Genomic DNA, 14,951 nt, shown 5'->3' with positions numbered 1-14,951 from the left:
AATTTTCTGGTATTCTTATCCATAGGGAACAACCTTTCTGATAATTTGTGGTTTTGGTCGATTTCATTTTATCAGTTTGTTGTTCCTTTTTTGTGTTTGAACACTCAAAAAAGTGTTGATGGGTTTTCCTTTAGGAATATCCACCAACACAAATTATTATAGAGCCATTCTTTTTTTATATTGTTATAAGATAAATTTTCTCTTGTATTTATAAACAGAAAAGTTATACTATAAAATAACTTGAAAAAATGAAAAGAGGTTTGTTATGGGGGAAAATCAGTTAAAAAGAGAGATAACATTTTTTGGCGCTTTTGCGACTGTTATGGGGACAGTCATTGGAGCCGGCGTTTTTTTTAAAACAGCAAGCGTAGTGAACTATGCCCAATCAGCTAGTTTAACGATATTCGCTTGGATTCTGGGTGGTTTATTGACATTGTGTGCTGGCTTGACAAGTGCGGAATTAGCAACTGCTATTCCAGAAACGGGAGGAGCAATTAAATATATAGAATATACCTATGGAAAATTAGCAGGATTTTTATTAGGTTGGGCACAGTCAATTATATATTTTCCAGCTAATATTGCTGCCCTTTCAATTATATTTAGTACACAATTAATAAATTTATTTCATTTATCAACGGATTTACTGATTCCAATCGCGTTGACTGCAGGATTCAGTATTACAGTGATTAACCTGTTAGGAACAAAAACGGCAGCTAATCTACAGTCGGTGACTTTAATTATCAAAATGATACCGATTGTCATGATTTTAATAAGTGGTTTATTGATTAAAGGGCAAGTTTCGGTATCGTTGTTCCCGATTCAACCAGGAAAAGATGCTGGTTGGATTCAAGCGTTGAGTGGGGCTTTATTAGCGACAATGTTTGCTTATGATGGTTGGTTAGGTGTTGGAAATGTTGCTGGTGAAATGAAAAGACCTGAGAAAGATTTACCTAAAGCGATTATCTTAGGGTTGGCGGTTATTACTCTCGTGTATGCACTAATAAATTTTGTTTTTTTAAAAGTTTTATCAATTGATCAATTAGCAGGAAATTTAAATGGTTCTTCAGAAGCAGCAGTAATTATTTTTGGTTCTGTTGGCGGTAAAATTGTTACTATGGGTATTTTGATTTCGGTATACGGCGCACTGAATGGCTATACAATGACAGGCATTCGCGTTCCATATGCTTTAGCACTAGAAAATTTAATTCCTTTTAGCTCGCAATTTAAAAAATTATCTAAGCGATTTGTGGTTCCTTATGTAGCGGGTTTATTTCAATTTTTTATTGCAGCAATCATGATGTTTTTAGGAAATTTTGATTTGTTAACAGATATGTTAGTATTTGTTATGTGGGTGTTTAATATTTTGATTTTTTATGCAGTGTTTATTTTGAGAAAAAGAGAACCTGATTTATTAAGACCTTATAAAGTTCCTCTATATCCTTTTATTCCAATTATTGCTATTTTAGGTGGTCTTTTTATTGTTATAACTACTTTATTTACACAATTAACATTAGCTTTGATTGGATTAATCATTACAATTTTAGGAATTCCAGTCTATTTTATTCAAAAAAAATATATTAGTCATTGATATTGTCAAAAATTTCTCTATTTGTTGAAGATGGTGAGAGAATTAAATACAACCAGTCTGCTATAATAATAAGTGATTTAAGTCTTTGTCTTTAGATGAAGTAAGCTCCTTTCTGACCCTTTCAGTTAGGAGCTGTGTTTTTCTCAAAAATTTTTATGATATTCATAATTTTTGAAAGTTATGCAAGGTTTTTTTCTTGTATAATGAATTTAACAAACGATAAACTATTTTGGGGAAGATAGTGCATCAAAACTCTTGATAATACTAGAAGTGCTGTTAATTCAGTACTTCTAGTATTATTTTTTGCGAAAAATGAATATAAAAGTCAATTTTTAGGAGATTGAGTCAAAAGTATTTAACTTAAATAATCAGGTGAGACTATTTGTCTCATCCACTATCGAATCACTTCGTTCTCAGGACATGTAGCAATAAGCGACAATTCACGAAAATAACAAGAAACACGAAAGGTTTTCATTTGAGATAGAATGATTTCTATCTGGTGTTTTTAAAGTTTTTGTGGATTGTCGCTTATTTTTTGTAGAAATCGCTTCTGCCATTACTATTTATTAAGGTCATAAAATCATTGTTTAGCTTATTTTTGAGAGAGTTGCATTTATTCGGTTGTATAAGATAGAACAAAAGTTTCTTTATTTTTGCCTCAACCTCCCTAATTTCTTTTTTTTTTCGTTTTTTTTTTGAGTAAATGCGTATCTTTATTTTAGGAGGTGTAAAAAATGAAGATTAGAATCCTTTCTCAAAAATTAATCAATTGGGGAGTGAAGCATCAAGCAAAAGATTTATACATTTTACCAAAAAAAAGAGGGTTTACAGTCTTTTTCAAAACAAGTACTAAGAAGAAAATTTTTAAAGAACTATCGCAAGAAGCGGGTGAAAAACTCATCTCTCATTTCAAATTTATTGGAAGTATGGATGTGAGTGAAAAGCGTAAAGCGCAGATTGGTTCAGTCACTTATTCGACTGCCAAAAAGAACTGTCGTCTCCGCTTATCGACAGTTGGCGATTTCAAGCACAGAGAAAGTTTAGTGATTCGTTTTTTGCATTCTTTTGGTCAGAGTAATGAAGACTATTTTTTTCCTAATCAACTGGAGATAATCAAGCGACAGGTCAATCAAAAAGGTTTATATCTTTTTTGTGGTCCAGTCGGTTCTGGAAAGACGACTCTTATGTATAAATTAGCAAAAAGAGAAGGCGTTGATTATCAAGTGATGACAATCGAAGATCCAGTTGAAATTGAGGAAGAAAGCTTTCTTCAATTACAAACGAATGAAAAAATTGGTTTAACCTATGATGCATTGATTAAAGTTTGTTTACGCCACCACCCTGATATTTTGATTATTGGAGAAATTAGAGATGTTTCGACTGCTAAAGCAGCTTTAAGAGCATCTTTAACAGGACTTACTGTTTTTGCAACCATTCATGCTAGGAGTGTAGCCGGCGTTTATCAACGTTTAGTTGACTTGGGTATCTCAGAAAGAGAGTTGTTGAATAGCTTAAAGGGGGTCGTCTATCAGCGCTTATTAGTTTGTCATACAGTAAAAAAAGAAACCAGTGCTGCATTATTTGATTATGATTTTGCTGGAAAAAAGGAGACGAAGTGGTCGAGTATTTTAAGAAAGGCGTGGGCATATGGATTTATTGATGATCTTACATTTGAAAAAGAAACGAACCATTAAATTAACTAAAAAACAGCAATTTTCTTTTATTAATTTATTATCAGATCTTTTGAAAAATGGGTTTACCATTCAAGAAAGTCTAAATTTTATGGAAAAGTCACACACAATGCCTAAAAAAATTATTCAGTTTTTGACTCATTTAATGAAGCAAGGAGAATCATTTGATCGCGCTCTAGCATTTTTAGCCTTTGATCCGTTAGTCATTACTCAAATAGAGCTAGCTCAAAAACATGGTAATTTATCACAGACATTAGAAAAAATTTGTCAATATATGACTTTAGTAACGAAACAAAGGCAAAATTTTTATAAAATCATTAGTTATCCTGTTTTACTGCTTATTTTTGTGGGAGTAGTTCTAGTCGGTATGAGACAATTTCTGTTACCTCAACTTATCACAACAAACATGGTTCAAAGAAATAATTTTGGCATTCAATTTATTCAAAATAGTCCTTACTACTTTATTGGTGCTTTTATTTTGGGGCTGACTTTAATATTAGCTGTCAAAGTATTATTAAATCGAAGAGAAGTAATCCAAAAGGCTAATTTTTTAACCTCATTACCACTTATTGGTTCATTTTATGCTAATTATTATTCTGCCTTTTTTGCTTTAGAGTGGGGCAAGCTATTTTCTCAAGGTCTTGAAATAAAAACTGTTCTTCAATTAATGAGTAGATCAAATCAATTATCTTTGATGAAGGAAGTTGCTAAAACAATAGAGAAACAATCCATTAGTGGATTACCGTTTCATGAACAACTAAAAGAATTTCATTTTTTTTCATTGGAATTAGCGACGATTATTGAGCAAGGTGAAGTAAAGGGTAATTTAGGACGTGAGTTGATTATCTATAGTGATCTTTCTTTTCAACAATTTTTTCTAAAAATCGAAAAAGCGATTCAATGGATTCAACCAGTCATTTTTCTATTTGTAGCCATTTTAGTAGTCAGTGTTTATGCTGCAATGTTGATGCCAATCTATGGAGGGATGGAGAATTTTTTATGAAAAAAATAGGAAAGAAGTACACGGGTTTTACTTTATTAGAAATGTTAGTGGTTCTGTTGATTATTTCAGTATTAGTTTTACTTTTTGTACCTAACTTATCTAAGCACAAAGAAAGTGTGGATAAAAAAGGACAAGAAGCTATTGTAAAGGTAGTTGAAACTCAATTAGATCTCTACGAGATGGAAAAAAATCAAAAAGCTACTGTAGATAAATTACTTGCAGAAAACTATATTACAAAGGAACAATATGATAAATATAATGAAAGTAAGAAGTAAATCGATTGATTTATGTGCGTTTACATTAATTGAGACCTTAGTTGTCTTACTTTGTTGCTCACTATTTTTGTTGCTGCCAGTCCTTTCAATTCAATCTTGGCAAAAAAGAATAGAGGTACAGCAATTTTTATCATCCTTTGAAAAAAATATCTTATTTACACAGCAAATGGCTATTGTAAATAGTATGGATACTCGTCTGTTTTTAGATGAAGAAAAGCAAGAAATATTTTTTTATTCAACCAAACAAGTAGCTGACAAAACTAAGCTAATCATTCCAGAAGTATTAAAGGTTTCTGGACCAAAACAAATAGTTTTTAAGAAAGCGACAGGAAATAACGGGAATCTGTCTAAATTTATTTTTAATTGGCAATCAGGAAAACAAAGAATTGAATATCAATTTCAGTTAGGGAGTGGGCGTTTTGTCAAAAAAAGTATTGAATTATAATGGCTATTTATTATTAGAGAGTCTATTAGCTCTGGCTTTAGTCACTGTGATAATTATGAGTTATCTATCGTTAAATACTTATTTGTTCCAAAAAAATAAAAAAATAATTAATCAGCAAACGATGTTTCGTATTTTATATGAAGAAATAAGTGAGTACAAATCACATGGCGGTCGTTTAGAAAGAGAGATTATTCAAGGAAATCAGGTATTTACGGTGAAATTGTTGACAAATAAAACAGAATTGATAGGAGCAGAAATTAGTGGAAATAATGACTACTTCAAGTTGGAAAAAACAGCAGGTGGCTATTGAATTTAAAGCATTTACTTTAATAGAATGCTTGCTGTCACTAATGATTTTATCTTTCTTATGTTTACTTTTTTCTGCTTTGATTAAAAATGTTGTTGTGACAACAAAGTATATGGAAAACGCGGAAGAGAAAGAATGGCAGGTTTTTTTGCTTCAACTTGAAAATGAACTGAAAAATTGTACGTATGAATTTACTACTACGAATAAAATCGTCTTTAAAAATAATAAAAACAAGCATAGTGTATGGATCGAAAATAAGTTAGAAAAAATAGTGAAAGTTGATAATGGAGGCTTTCAACCACTATTGATTAATGTGAAGCAAGCGACTTTTTGTGATATGGGAAATTATGTAAGTATTGAAGTAACGTTTACTAATAATCGATCTTACTTTGGGAAATGGGTTATTGGAAAGGAACATTTAGATGAAAAAAAAATTTCAGGGCTCAGCTTTGATGACGACATTGCTTTTCTTTTTCTTGTTTAGCTTTTTATTTTTGACAATTTTAGAAGATTTTAAACTGACTCAACAATTCTATTTCGAAACAAAAGATTTTTACATTGCAAAAATGATGGTACATTTGTTTTTAACTACTGAAAAAATTCCAGCAGAAAAAGGTGAAATAACTTTTTCTGCTGGGACGTTACTTTATAATTGTGAAGGAGAGTCTGTTTCAATGCAGATAACGGTCAATAAGAAACAATATTTTTTTGAGGAAATCAAAATTTCGAGATAAGTTTGTGAAATGTGTATCAAATTTTTGTTCGTATAAAGTTAGTACAGAATCGAAAATACTGTTTTTACGCTATTATTTGTCTTTAGTAAATATTAAGATTACTTGATTTACAAATAATCTTGTGAAATTGATTGATTATTGTCTGGTTTTTCGTTAAAATAGAACAGGTATGAAAATTGTTATATTTTAGATGGAAACTGAGGTGTTTTTTTGTTCTCCAAAAAAATAGAAAAGGCTTTCGATTTAATGCAGCAAGCCATTGATTTGTTGAAAAAATCTATGAATTCGTCTTTTTTAGATGGATACATTGAAAATGGTGAAAATATTGTTGATCAATTTCAAGTTCGTGTTTTTGAAGAGGTTCCAGATCAACAGACGGTTCAGCAACTTGAAGGAATTTATCAGCAACTACAAGCGATAGAATTAGAACCTGAAGAAATTCGTAAGCTGACCCAGCTAGTTTTACTCAAAGGGAATAAAGAAGAACCATTACAAGCAAACCATCAGCTAACACCAGATAGTATTGGTTTCTTATTTGTTTATTTGCTTGAGCAATTGACAGATAAAGAAAAAAAATTACGTATTTTGGATATTGCTTCTGGAATGGGAAACTTACTTTTGACGGTCGTGTTGAACTTGAATTTAGCTAAGTATAGTGTTCAAGGGTATGGTGTTGATATTGATGATACACTTTTATCAGTTTCAGCTACAAATAATGAATGGACTGAATCAGGAATTCAACTGTTTCATCAAGATGGCTTACAAGATTTGTTGATTGATCCTGTAGATGTTGCTATTAGCGATTTACCGATTGGTTATTATCCAAACGATGAAAAAGCTAAAGCCTTTGTATCAGCGGCAGATAGCGGACACAGCTATGCCCATCATCTATTGATGGAACAAGCAATGAAATTTGTTGTTCCAGATGGCTATGGTTTGTTTTTGGTTTCGAGTAATATTTTTGAAACGGATCAAAGTAGTTTTTTCAAGAAATGGCTACAACAGAATGTTTATGTTCAAGGAATCATTCAATTACCAGATGAACTATTTCGTTCAGAAGAGTCACGTAAAAGTATCTTAATTGTGCAAAATAGAGGAGAAAAGAGCCAACAAGTTGAGGAAGTCTTACTCGCGAAACTTTCTTCATTTAAAGATACTGCAAAACTCACTCAATTTTTTAAACAATTTGAGGCTTGGAAGTCCTTGAATTTAAAATAAAACACATATAGTAAGAGGAGATTATTATGTCTAAAACAATTGCAATCAATGCTGGAAGCTCAAGTTTAAAATGGCAATTATATGAAATGCCTATGGAAGAAGTCGTTGCAAAAGGAATTGTTGAGCGAATCGGCTTAAATGATTCAATCTTTACAATCAAATATGGGAACGATGAAAAATACGAAGAAATCATTGATATTGATAATCATGAAATTGCCGTTAAAATGTTACTAGATAAGTTGATTGAATTAAATATTTTATCTTCTTACGATGAAATTACAGGTGTTGGACATCGTGTAGTTGCCGGTGGAGAAGACTTTAAAGATTCTGTTGTGATTACAGACGAAGTACTAGAAAAAATTGAAAAATTAGCAGATTTAGCTCCATTACACAACCCTGCAAATGCAATGGGAATCACAGCGTTCAAAAAAATCTTACCAGATATTATTAGTGTGGCAGTTTTTGATACAGCTTTCCATACAACAATGCCTAAACACAACTATCTATATAGTATTCCAACTGAGTACTATGAAAAATTTGCAGCTCGTAAATACGGTGCTCATGGAACAAGCCATAAATATGTAGCTGAACGTGCAGCAGAGATGTTAGGTCGTCCAATTGAAGAGTTAAAAATCATTACTTGTCATTTAGGGAATGGTGCTTCAATCACTGCGGTTGATGGAGGAAAATCTGTCGATACATCTATGGGCTTCACCCCTCTTGCTGGAGTGACTATGGGAACTCGTTCAGGTGATATCGACCCTTCATTATTAGCTTATTTGATGGAAAAACTTGAATTGACAGACATCAAAGATATGATTAACATTTTGAATAAAAAATCTGGTTTATTAGGTTTGACTGGCATTTCTAGTGATATGCGTGATTTAGAAGCTAATTTAGATAAAGAAACTGTACAAGTAGCTTATGATGTCTTTACTGACCGCATTCGTAAATATATAGGTAGTTATGTAACTGTGATGAATGGTGTGGATGCGATTGTCTTCACTGCTGGAATCGGCGAAAATGATGCACATGTTCGTAGTGAAGTTATTAAAGGAATGACATGGTTTGGTTGTGAACTAGATGCTGACAAAAACAATGTTCGTGGAAAAGAATCTGTCATTTCAACAGAAGATTCAAAAGTAAAAGTTTTATTGATTCCAACTGATGAAGAATTAATGATTGCTCGTGATGTAGAAAGACTAAGAAAATAGTTTCTTCTATTATATTGTAGAAAAAGTGCCTTAAAGAGTTTCTGAACTCTCTAGGGCACTTTTTTTATTTAAACGAATAAATATAGCAAAAACTGCTGATTATTCGTTGCGAAACTTATTGTGGTTTACTAAACTATATTTATATATGCGATTATTCTGTAGTTTAAATCTTAGGTCTTTTCACTTCCGTTAAAAAATATACATGAGTTCATATGGGAAACTTTTGTTATATTATTATTTATCGTTATACTAATTTGTTTTTTGTCTTTTTTTATACAAAAATAGAGAGGAGAAATGGCTTGTAATGCCTATATTATAGCTTTTCTTATCAAATTTTAATGGAAAAAACTACATGTGTTTATTTTATATGTTTCAAAATGTAAAAATAAAATACCTTTTTTATCAATACGATATTGTTACAATTCGCTATTTATCGCTATTTTTGTAATATTTGTTTGTAAATGTATATTTGAAATCAGGGTGACAAAGTTTTATTTTTTTGTTTTTTTATTTATTTTAGCGGTGAAAACCCTTTGGGAACAAGTGTTTTTTCTGAAAATTTTACAAACTGTCATTCAATAAAAATACTTGTAATGAATTGTCACTCAATTTTTACCTATGAAATGTTTTTAGGTGATAAAGTATGTCAAGTCGATAACGAAACGACAAAAAATATTTTATTACAAAGGAGAACGACATGAAATCAATTAAAACGATTTTATTAGGAACAACTTTGGCTGTAGGATTTGGGATTTTTATGGGAACAACGGATGCACATGCGGAAAGCAACTCATATATAGTTCAATCAGGAGACACGCTATCTACTATCTCTCACCAATTTAAGGGAGATGACAGCTTAATCGAAAAAATTGCTCAAGATAACAAAATTGAAAATATCGATTTGATTTTTGTTGGTGAGGAGTTAATTATCAATACTGAAAATGAAGGACAACCTTCATCTGAAAAAACAGTGAAAGCGGAAGAAGTTCCTGTACAAGAAGAAGTTGTTGTTGCTGAAGCACCAGCGGCAACAAATGTAGCTGCACAACCAGCAACGACTTCATCAGCAAAAGAATGGATTGCTCAAAAAGAATCAAGTGGTTCTTATGATGCGACTAATGGAAGATATATTGGAAGATACCAATTAGATGCTTCTTATTTGAATGGGGATTATTCACCAGAAAATCAAGAACGTGTGGCAGATAATTATGTGGCTCAACGCTACGGTTCGTGGGAAGCAGCTCAATCATTTTGGTTAGCTAACGGTTGGTATTAATTAAAACTGCTCCATTGTAAAATTTGATGAGCTTTTTAATTATCATTAACTGCCTAAAATAAAGTGGAACAAACGTGGGTGAGACAAAAGTAAAAAACACTTTTGTTTTATCTTTTAAAACCGAACAAACGGCACAAAACAATCAGAATCTCGGCAATTTCCAAACCATCATTCATTGCAAAGAACGCAATAACTGCTGGTTCGTCCAATTGCTCAATTCTAAGCGATTGTTTTCTGACCTGATAAACGGTGGTGCAAAAGCAGCTCCTACGGAAATTTCTTCTTACTTCTCAGAGCTAACCGCTTTCGTCCCAACCCCATCGTTCTCATTAAACATACTAAAAACGGCCCTTCAAAATATTTGAAGTGGCCGTTTTTATATTTAATCTTCTTCGACAGGAATTTTATTATCCAAATCTGTACGTACAACTAATACGTCGCAAGAGGCGTTTCTAATAACATATTCTGAAACAGAGCCGATAAATAAGCGTTCTACTGCATTCAATCCTGTAGCACCTAATAAAATTAAGTCAACATCATATTGTTGTGGTAGCTGTTTGGCGATGATTGGTTTAGGTGACCCGTATTCAATAGTAGTCACTATTTTTTTACAACCATGTTTTTCAGCCTGTTCTTTGTAACCAGCCATTGTTTGTTTGGCCATTTCAGTTGCTTGTTCTGCTAACATGCCATCAAAAGAGGAAACAGACTGGAAGGCACGAGTATCAATCACATGAACCAACATTAGTTCCGCGTTGTTTCTTTTAGCTACATTCATAGCTTTTTGAAAGGCTAATTCAGATTCAGCTGAACCATCTACTCCTACCATGATTTTTTGATAATTTTGTGTCATCGTTGACCACACTCCTTTCAATTCATAAGAAAATTTGAAATAAACTTTATATATTAATTGTAAAGCAATTACTGAGAAAATGGAAATGAAAAAAGATCCATTTACTAACGGATCTTTTTAGAGAAAAGTAAACTAAAGACAGCCGAGGAAACTAATAATAAAATAATATAGAGTAAAGAAACGTAAAATTGATTTAAGATTCCTGCTAAGATTCCCAACAAAGCTAAGAACAAATCGAAGTAAGCAGATTTTTGTAGAAACTGTCTATTTTGCAAAATTTCATCATCACGCATTAAAGACAGAAAAATAGTTGTCTTTTTTAATAAAAAGAAGCTAAGCAAAATAAGTAAACCAGCAGATAAGAAAATAACTAGTCGTAGCATAATGTTCTCCTAAAATAAAAAACAATTTGCTGTTTAGCAAATTGTTAGTTAATCGATTAAATGGTAAAATCCGTCGATGCCGTTTTTCGTCCTATAGTATTGAACCCGCAACTTAACGCAGGTGGGTTCCTCGACCGTTAGCTTCGAACTACCAAATGATAAGGCTTGTTACCAGCTTAGGTACCAAAAGGATCCCTAGATATCAATAAAATGTTCGGTCAACACACAAAAAAGACAACGCGTACATCACAGATTTACCATCTTTATAGTACCATAGAGTAAAAAAAACAGCAATGCGGGAGACTTAAAACAACTACTATTTTTTGGATTTTTCATTTTTCCATTGTTGAATTCTGTTATATTGTTGATGCAAGGCTTGTTCATATTTACCAGTATCGATAGGTGTGTAGTAGTTTGCATTTTTAAGTCGATCAGGTAGATATTGTTGATTTACCCACGCATTTTCAAAGCTATGGGGGTATTGATAGCCAATTCCACGATCTAATTCTTTTGCGCCTGAATAATGAGTATCTTTTAAATGATTTGGTACTTCGCCAGCTTTTCCTGCACGAATGTCAGCAAGTGCATTATCAATTGCAATAATACCTGAATTTGATTTTGGCGATAAGCACAAGTCGATAACAGCACTAGCTAGTGGAATACGAGCTTCTGGAAAGCCAAGTTTTTCGGCAGCTTGAACGGCTGTGACAGCACGAGCGGCTGCGGGAGGATTTCCTAATCCAATATCTTCATAAGCGATAACCATTAAACGACGACAAATAATAGGTAAATCACCAGCTTCGACTAGTCTAGCGAGGTAATGAAGAGCGGCATCTACATCACTTCCGCGAATCGATTTTTGAAATGCGGATATCACATCGTAATGGGCATCACCATCCTTATCGTGAGTAAGAGCTTTTCTTTGAAGACACTCTTCCATAATAGAGATCGTGATAATAATCTCTTTATCTTTATTTTCTGGCGTTGATTTTACGGCTAATTCCAAGCTATTTAATGCGCTTCTTAAATCACCATTTGTTGCACGACTAAGATGCAATAGCGCACGAGCATCTAATTTTACAGGATAATTTCCTAATCCTCGTTCCTTATCAGTCAATGCTTCAGTGATTGCTTTTTCAATATCCTTTTCGTTTAAAGATTTTACTTCAAATATTTGTGTTCTGCTACGAATGGCAGGGTTTATCGTGATATATGGATTTTCTGTTGTTGCGCCAATCAAGATAATTCGACCATTTTCTAAATGAGGCAGAAGGAAATCTTGTTTTGTTTTATCCAAGCGATGAACTTCATCTAATAGTAAAATAACAGTTCCACTCATTTTTGCTTCTTCCGCAACGATTTGTAAATCTTTTTTTGTATCAGTTGCGGCATTTAGTACCCGAAAAGCATAATTGGTTGAGCCGGCAATTGCACTTGCAATGCTTGTCTTACCAGTTCCAGGAGGACCGTAGAGAATCATTGAAGACAACATCCGCGCATCAACCATCCGGCGAATAATTTTACCGCTGCCAACGAGTTGTTGTTGACCAACAACTTCATCTAAATTTCTAGGTCGCATTCGATAAGCTAAAGGTTGTTGCATAGTGTGACCTCCTTTATATTACTTATTAAGTATAACACAAAGAACGTTTGTTTGTATTGGATTACTTTTAAGTAAATCAGGACATTTTGAAGGTATTGCGATAATAGTTGGAACCGAAGTGAATGAGTTTATAAGTAGGCAAGCCATGGCGCGAATGAAACGTATGTTTTTTGGCATCCTTTTTTTACTAACAATTTCTATTTCACGGCCTAGATGTTGTTCTTTCGATGGATAAAGTAACTAGATTCGTGTATTATTAAGGGTGGTGAAAAAAATGGATGAAGTGATTACTTTTTTTAACAAACACACGACAGAGGAGATTGCAAAATTTCTATTAGGAATGTATTTGGAATATGAAACATCTGTTGGTACTATGGCAGGCTATATTGTTGATAATGAAGCTTACTTAGGACCAGAAGATGAAGCGGCCCATAGCTTTGGTTTACGAAAAACACCGCGCTTACAAGCGATGTATGAACAACCTGGAACAATCTATTTATATACGATGCATACCCATTTGATTTTAAACATTGTGACCCAAGAAAAAGGGAAACCTCAAGGGGTCATGATTCGTGGCATTGAACCAGTCGTAGGAATCGAACAAATGGAAAAAAATCGCGGTAATCGCAAAGGGATAGAGTTGACTAATGGTCCAGGGAAATTAGTTGCAGCATTTGATATCGATAAAAAGCTATATGGGTCATCAATTTTTACTAGTAGCCTACATTTAGTTCCAGAAAAAAGAAAATATCCTAAAAAAATTCTTGCCAAACCTAGAATTGGTATCCCTAATAAAGGAGTGTGGACAGAACTGCCGTTACGTTATGTAGTTGCTGGAAATCCGTATATATCTAAACAGAAAAAAAGTGAAATTGACCAAAATTCTTTTGGTTGGAAGGAAGATGGCTATAGATGAAAAAAGAAACAATGTTAACGTATTTAGATGACCAAATTAATAAAAATATCGATGAGTATGATTTAGCGATTGATTGGGATAAAAAAAATCATTCGATTGAAGTGATTATTCGACTATTTGCTGAAAATAAGGAAAATGAACAAATTGGTGATATTGAAGGAACACTTTCAGAGGAAGAATATATAGAGTTTGAAGATGGAATCTTATTTTATAATCCAGCTAAAAGTCAACCGGATTCAGAGGATTACTTAGCGTTGATTCCTTATGAAGGAAAAAAGGGCATCAAAAAATCGGTTTTAGATGGTTTTGTTGTTTATTTAAAAGATGTATTAGCAGATGGACAAAGTGATTTGCTTGATTTTTTATCAAATGAAGCAGCAGAACTTTTTGAATTAAACTGGTCGCAAGAACTTTTCGAACAAGCGGTTCGGCAGTATGAAAATAAAACGACGGATACCTATATTGCGTATCCTAGTTATTAATAGTAGGTGATTAAATGAAATGGACAGAAGTAAAAATAGAAACAGCAAGTGAAGCTGTAGAAGCTATCTCTAATATTATGATGGAAGCTGGTGCAAGTGGGGTTGCGATTGAAGACGCATTAGACTTGGAAAATTTTAAAAGCGATACCTTTGGTGAACTTTTAGATAAAGAGAACTTTGAGCATATTAGAGAAGGTGCGCTAGTCATGGCCTATTTTCCGGAAACTACTTTTTTACCTGAGATATTGCCAGCAATTCAAGAGCGTATCTTACGCCTGCCAGAATTTGGGTTAAGTATCGGTAAAAATGAGCAAATAATTAGTGAAGTAGCTGAAAGTGATTGGGCGACAGCGTGGAAAAAATATTATCACCCTGTACGTGTCACTCGCTTTTTAACGATTGTTCCGAGTTGGGAACGTTACTCACCAAAAAGTAATCAAGAAAAAATTATTACCTTGGATCCTGGTATGGCGTTTGGGACAGGAACACATCCTACAACTCGATTGACATTACAAGCACTCGAAACCGTTCTTCGTGGCGGAGAAACTGTCTTAGATGTTGGGACTGGCTCGGGAGTATTAAGTATAGCTAGTAGATACCTTGGTGCCGAAAAAGTTTATGCTTATGATTTAGATGATGTCGCAGTGACTGCTGCAAAAGAGAATATGGCATTGAATCCAGTTGCTGAAGCAGTGGAAGTGTCAGCGAATGATCTATTAACTAATATTACGATTGAAGCAGATGTGATTGTGGCTAATATTTTGGCTGACATCATAAAATTAATGATTAAGGATGCTTACCGCTTATTAAAACCGACGGGAACCTTTATTGTCTCAGGAATTATTGAAGATAAGAAGACGATGATCTTACAAGAAATGAAAAATGCCGGATTTTTAGTCGATCAAATTTTTTCTCAAGGGGATTGGTATGCGATTATCTTGAAGAAAACTGAGGAAGAATAAC

18 protein-coding genes and 1 other RNA gene are annotated in these 14,951 nt (G+C 33.2%); 15 read left to right on the top strand and 4 right to left on the bottom strand.

Annotation, left to right across the window (positions count from 1 at the left end; translation table 11 throughout):
• The first annotated feature begins 265 nt into the window (after window positions 1-265).
• From ACYSNW_RS16810 to ACYSNW_RS16755, 12 genes are all read left to right on the top strand, one after another.
• Window positions 266-1,588, top strand: coding sequence for an APC family permease (locus ACYSNW_RS16810; RefSeq protein ID WP_461746469.1), 1,323 nt, complete (start codon window positions 266-268; stop codon window positions 1,586-1,588).
• 734 nt (window positions 1,589-2,322) lie between these two features.
• Entirely contained in the window at window positions 2,323-3,282 is a 960-nt protein-coding gene (gene comGA / locus ACYSNW_RS16805; protein ID WP_461746467.1) for a competence type IV pilus ATPase ComGA, read from the top strand.
• The gene (comGB, locus tag ACYSNW_RS16800) at window positions 3,236-4,282 is read left to right on the top strand and encodes a competence type IV pilus assembly protein ComGB (protein WP_461746465.1); all 1,047 of its coding nucleotides are present in this window, start codon (window positions 3,236-3,238) and stop codon (window positions 4,280-4,282) included. The genes comGA and comGB overlap by 47 nt, the downstream gene beginning before the upstream one ends.
• Window positions 4,279-4,557 carry a competence type IV pilus major pilin ComGC gene (gene comGC / locus ACYSNW_RS16795; protein ID WP_461746464.1) on the top strand — a complete coding sequence of 93 codons (279 nt, stop codon included), beginning with the start codon at window positions 4,279-4,281 and terminating at the stop codon, window positions 4,555-4,557. Before comGB ends, comGC begins: the two co-directional genes overlap by 4 nt.
• The gene (gene comGD, locus ACYSNW_RS16790; RefSeq protein WP_461746462.1) at window positions 4,541-5,002 is read left to right on the top strand and encodes a competence type IV pilus minor pilin ComGD; all 462 of its coding nucleotides are present in this window, start codon (window positions 4,541-4,543) and stop codon (window positions 5,000-5,002) included. The genes comGC and comGD overlap by 17 nt, the downstream gene beginning before the upstream one ends.
• Window positions 4,977-5,312 carry a competence type IV pilus minor pilin ComGE gene (comGE, locus tag ACYSNW_RS16785; protein WP_461746460.1) on the top strand — a complete coding sequence of 112 codons (336 nt, stop codon included), beginning with the start codon at window positions 4,977-4,979 and terminating at the stop codon, window positions 5,310-5,312. Before comGD ends, comGE begins: the two co-directional genes overlap by 26 nt.
• Complete coding sequence (comGF, locus tag ACYSNW_RS16780) at window positions 5,272-5,793, top strand: competence type IV pilus minor pilin ComGF (RefSeq protein ID WP_461746470.1); 522 nt, start codon at window positions 5,272-5,274, stop codon at window positions 5,791-5,793. The genes comGE and comGF overlap by 41 nt, the downstream gene beginning before the upstream one ends.
• Window positions 5,762-6,043 (top strand): competence type IV pilus minor pilin ComGG, encoded by a 282-nt coding sequence (gene comGG, locus ACYSNW_RS16775; RefSeq protein ID WP_461746459.1) that lies wholly within the window; start codon window positions 5,762-5,764, stop codon window positions 6,041-6,043. Before comGF ends, comGG begins: the two co-directional genes overlap by 32 nt.
• A 210-nt stretch (window positions 6,044-6,253) precedes the next feature.
• A complete protein-coding gene (locus ACYSNW_RS16770) occupies window positions 6,254-7,261 on the top strand; it encodes a class I SAM-dependent methyltransferase (protein WP_461746457.1) in 1,008 nt (335 codons plus the stop codon).
• Between the two features lie 26 nt (window positions 7,262-7,287).
• Complete coding sequence (locus ACYSNW_RS16765) at window positions 7,288-8,475, top strand: acetate kinase (protein ID WP_461746455.1); 1,188 nt, start codon at window positions 7,288-7,290, stop codon at window positions 8,473-8,475.
• Between the two features lie 697 nt (window positions 8,476-9,172).
• On the top strand, window positions 9,173-9,751 hold the full coding sequence (gene apf, locus ACYSNW_RS16760; protein ID WP_461746453.1) for an aggregation-promoting factor: 579 nt from the start codon (window positions 9,173-9,175) through the stop codon (window positions 9,749-9,751).
• Window positions 9,752-9,825: 74 nt separating this feature from the next.
• Window positions 9,826-10,116: a hypothetical protein gene (locus ACYSNW_RS16755; protein ID WP_461746451.1), complete on the top strand. Its 291-nt coding sequence runs from the start codon at window positions 9,826-9,828 to the stop codon at window positions 10,114-10,116.
• Between the two features lie 17 nt (window positions 10,117-10,133).
• Here the strand turns inward: ACYSNW_RS16755 and ACYSNW_RS16750 are convergent, their stop codons facing one another.
• The 4 genes from ACYSNW_RS16750 to ACYSNW_RS16735 all read right to left on the bottom strand — a co-directional run bounded on the left by ACYSNW_RS16750 (window position 10,134) and on the right by ACYSNW_RS16735 (window position 12,590).
• Window positions 10,134-10,604: a universal stress protein gene (locus ACYSNW_RS16750; protein ID WP_461746450.1), complete on the bottom strand. Its 471-nt coding sequence runs from the start codon at window positions 10,602-10,604 to the stop codon at window positions 10,134-10,136.
• Window positions 10,605-10,708: 104 nt separating this feature from the next.
• Window positions 10,709-10,987 (bottom strand): hypothetical protein, encoded by a 279-nt coding sequence (locus ACYSNW_RS16745; protein ID WP_461746448.1) that lies wholly within the window; start codon window positions 10,985-10,987, stop codon window positions 10,709-10,711.
• 63 nt (window positions 10,988-11,050) lie between these two features.
• Window positions 11,051-11,245, bottom strand: a non-coding RNA gene (ssrS, locus tag ACYSNW_RS16740) — 6S RNA.
• A 58-nt stretch (window positions 11,246-11,303) separates the two neighbouring features.
• Entirely contained in the window at window positions 11,304-12,590 is a 1,287-nt protein-coding gene (locus ACYSNW_RS16735; protein WP_461746447.1) for a replication-associated recombination protein A, read from the bottom strand.
• A 274-nt stretch (window positions 12,591-12,864) separates the two neighbouring features.
• Here ACYSNW_RS16735 and ACYSNW_RS16730 point away from each other — a divergent pair, with 274 nt between their 5' ends.
• From ACYSNW_RS16730 to prmA, 3 genes are read left to right on the top strand one after another with little or no spacing between them, the layout of a single operon-like run.
• Window positions 12,865-13,506 carry a DNA-3-methyladenine glycosylase gene (locus ACYSNW_RS16730; RefSeq protein WP_461746445.1) on the top strand — a complete coding sequence of 214 codons (642 nt, stop codon included), beginning with the start codon at window positions 12,865-12,867 and terminating at the stop codon, window positions 13,504-13,506.
• Window positions 13,503-13,988 (top strand): DUF3013 family protein, encoded by a 486-nt coding sequence (locus ACYSNW_RS16725; RefSeq protein WP_461746443.1) that lies wholly within the window; start codon window positions 13,503-13,505, stop codon window positions 13,986-13,988. Before ACYSNW_RS16730 ends, ACYSNW_RS16725 begins: the two co-directional genes overlap by 4 nt.
• Before the next feature lie 14 nt (window positions 13,989-14,002).
• Complete coding sequence (gene prmA, locus ACYSNW_RS16720; RefSeq protein WP_461746441.1) at window positions 14,003-14,950, top strand: 50S ribosomal protein L11 methyltransferase; 948 nt, start codon at window positions 14,003-14,005, stop codon at window positions 14,948-14,950.
• The last annotated feature ends 1 nt before the right edge of the window (window position 14,951 follow it).

The sequence above is a fragment of the Enterococcus sp. LJL99 genome, assembly GCF_054871725.1.
This window is presented reverse-complemented; position numbering and strand designations above follow the sequence as displayed.

Bases quoted from the DNA above. Each gene is read 5' to 3' on its own strand.
- comGC (WP_461746464.1), top strand. From the start codon at position 4,279: ATGAAAAAAATAGGAAAGAAGTACACGGGTTTTACTTTATTAGAAATG.
- ACYSNW_RS16735 (WP_461746447.1), bottom strand. From the start codon at position 12,590: ATGCAACAACCTTTAGCTTATCGAATGCGACCTAGAAATTTAGATGAA.
- comGB (WP_461746465.1), top strand. From the start codon at position 3,236: ATGGATTTATTGATGATCTTACATTTGAAAAAGAAACGAACCATTAAA.
- comGG (WP_461746459.1), top strand. From the start codon at position 5,762: ATGACGACATTGCTTTTCTTTTTCTTGTTTAGCTTTTTATTTTTGACA.
- ACYSNW_RS16730 (WP_461746445.1), top strand. From the start codon at position 12,865: ATGGATGAAGTGATTACTTTTTTTAACAAACACACGACAGAGGAGATT.
- prmA (WP_461746441.1), top strand. From the start codon at position 14,003: ATGAAATGGACAGAAGTAAAAATAGAAACAGCAAGTGAAGCTGTAGAA.
- ACYSNW_RS16750 (WP_461746450.1), bottom strand. From the start codon at position 10,604: ATGACACAAAATTATCAAAAAATCATGGTAGGAGTAGATGGTTCAGCT.
- ACYSNW_RS16745 (WP_461746448.1), bottom strand. From the start codon at position 10,987: ATGCTACGACTAGTTATTTTCTTATCTGCTGGTTTACTTATTTTGCTT.
- ACYSNW_RS16810 (WP_461746469.1), top strand. From the start codon at position 266: ATGGGGGAAAATCAGTTAAAAAGAGAGATAACATTTTTTGGCGCTTTT.
- comGD (WP_461746462.1), top strand. From the start codon at position 4,541: ATGAAAGTAAGAAGTAAATCGATTGATTTATGTGCGTTTACATTAATT.
- comGF (WP_461746470.1), top strand. From the start codon at position 5,272: ATGACTACTTCAAGTTGGAAAAAACAGCAGGTGGCTATTGAATTTAAA.
- ACYSNW_RS16725 (WP_461746443.1), top strand. From the start codon at position 13,503: ATGAAAAAAGAAACAATGTTAACGTATTTAGATGACCAAATTAATAAA.
- apf (WP_461746453.1), top strand. From the start codon at position 9,173: ATGAAATCAATTAAAACGATTTTATTAGGAACAACTTTGGCTGTAGGA.
- comGA (WP_461746467.1), top strand. From the start codon at position 2,323: ATGAAGATTAGAATCCTTTCTCAAAAATTAATCAATTGGGGAGTGAAG.
- ACYSNW_RS16765 (WP_461746455.1), top strand. From the start codon at position 7,288: ATGTCTAAAACAATTGCAATCAATGCTGGAAGCTCAAGTTTAAAATGG.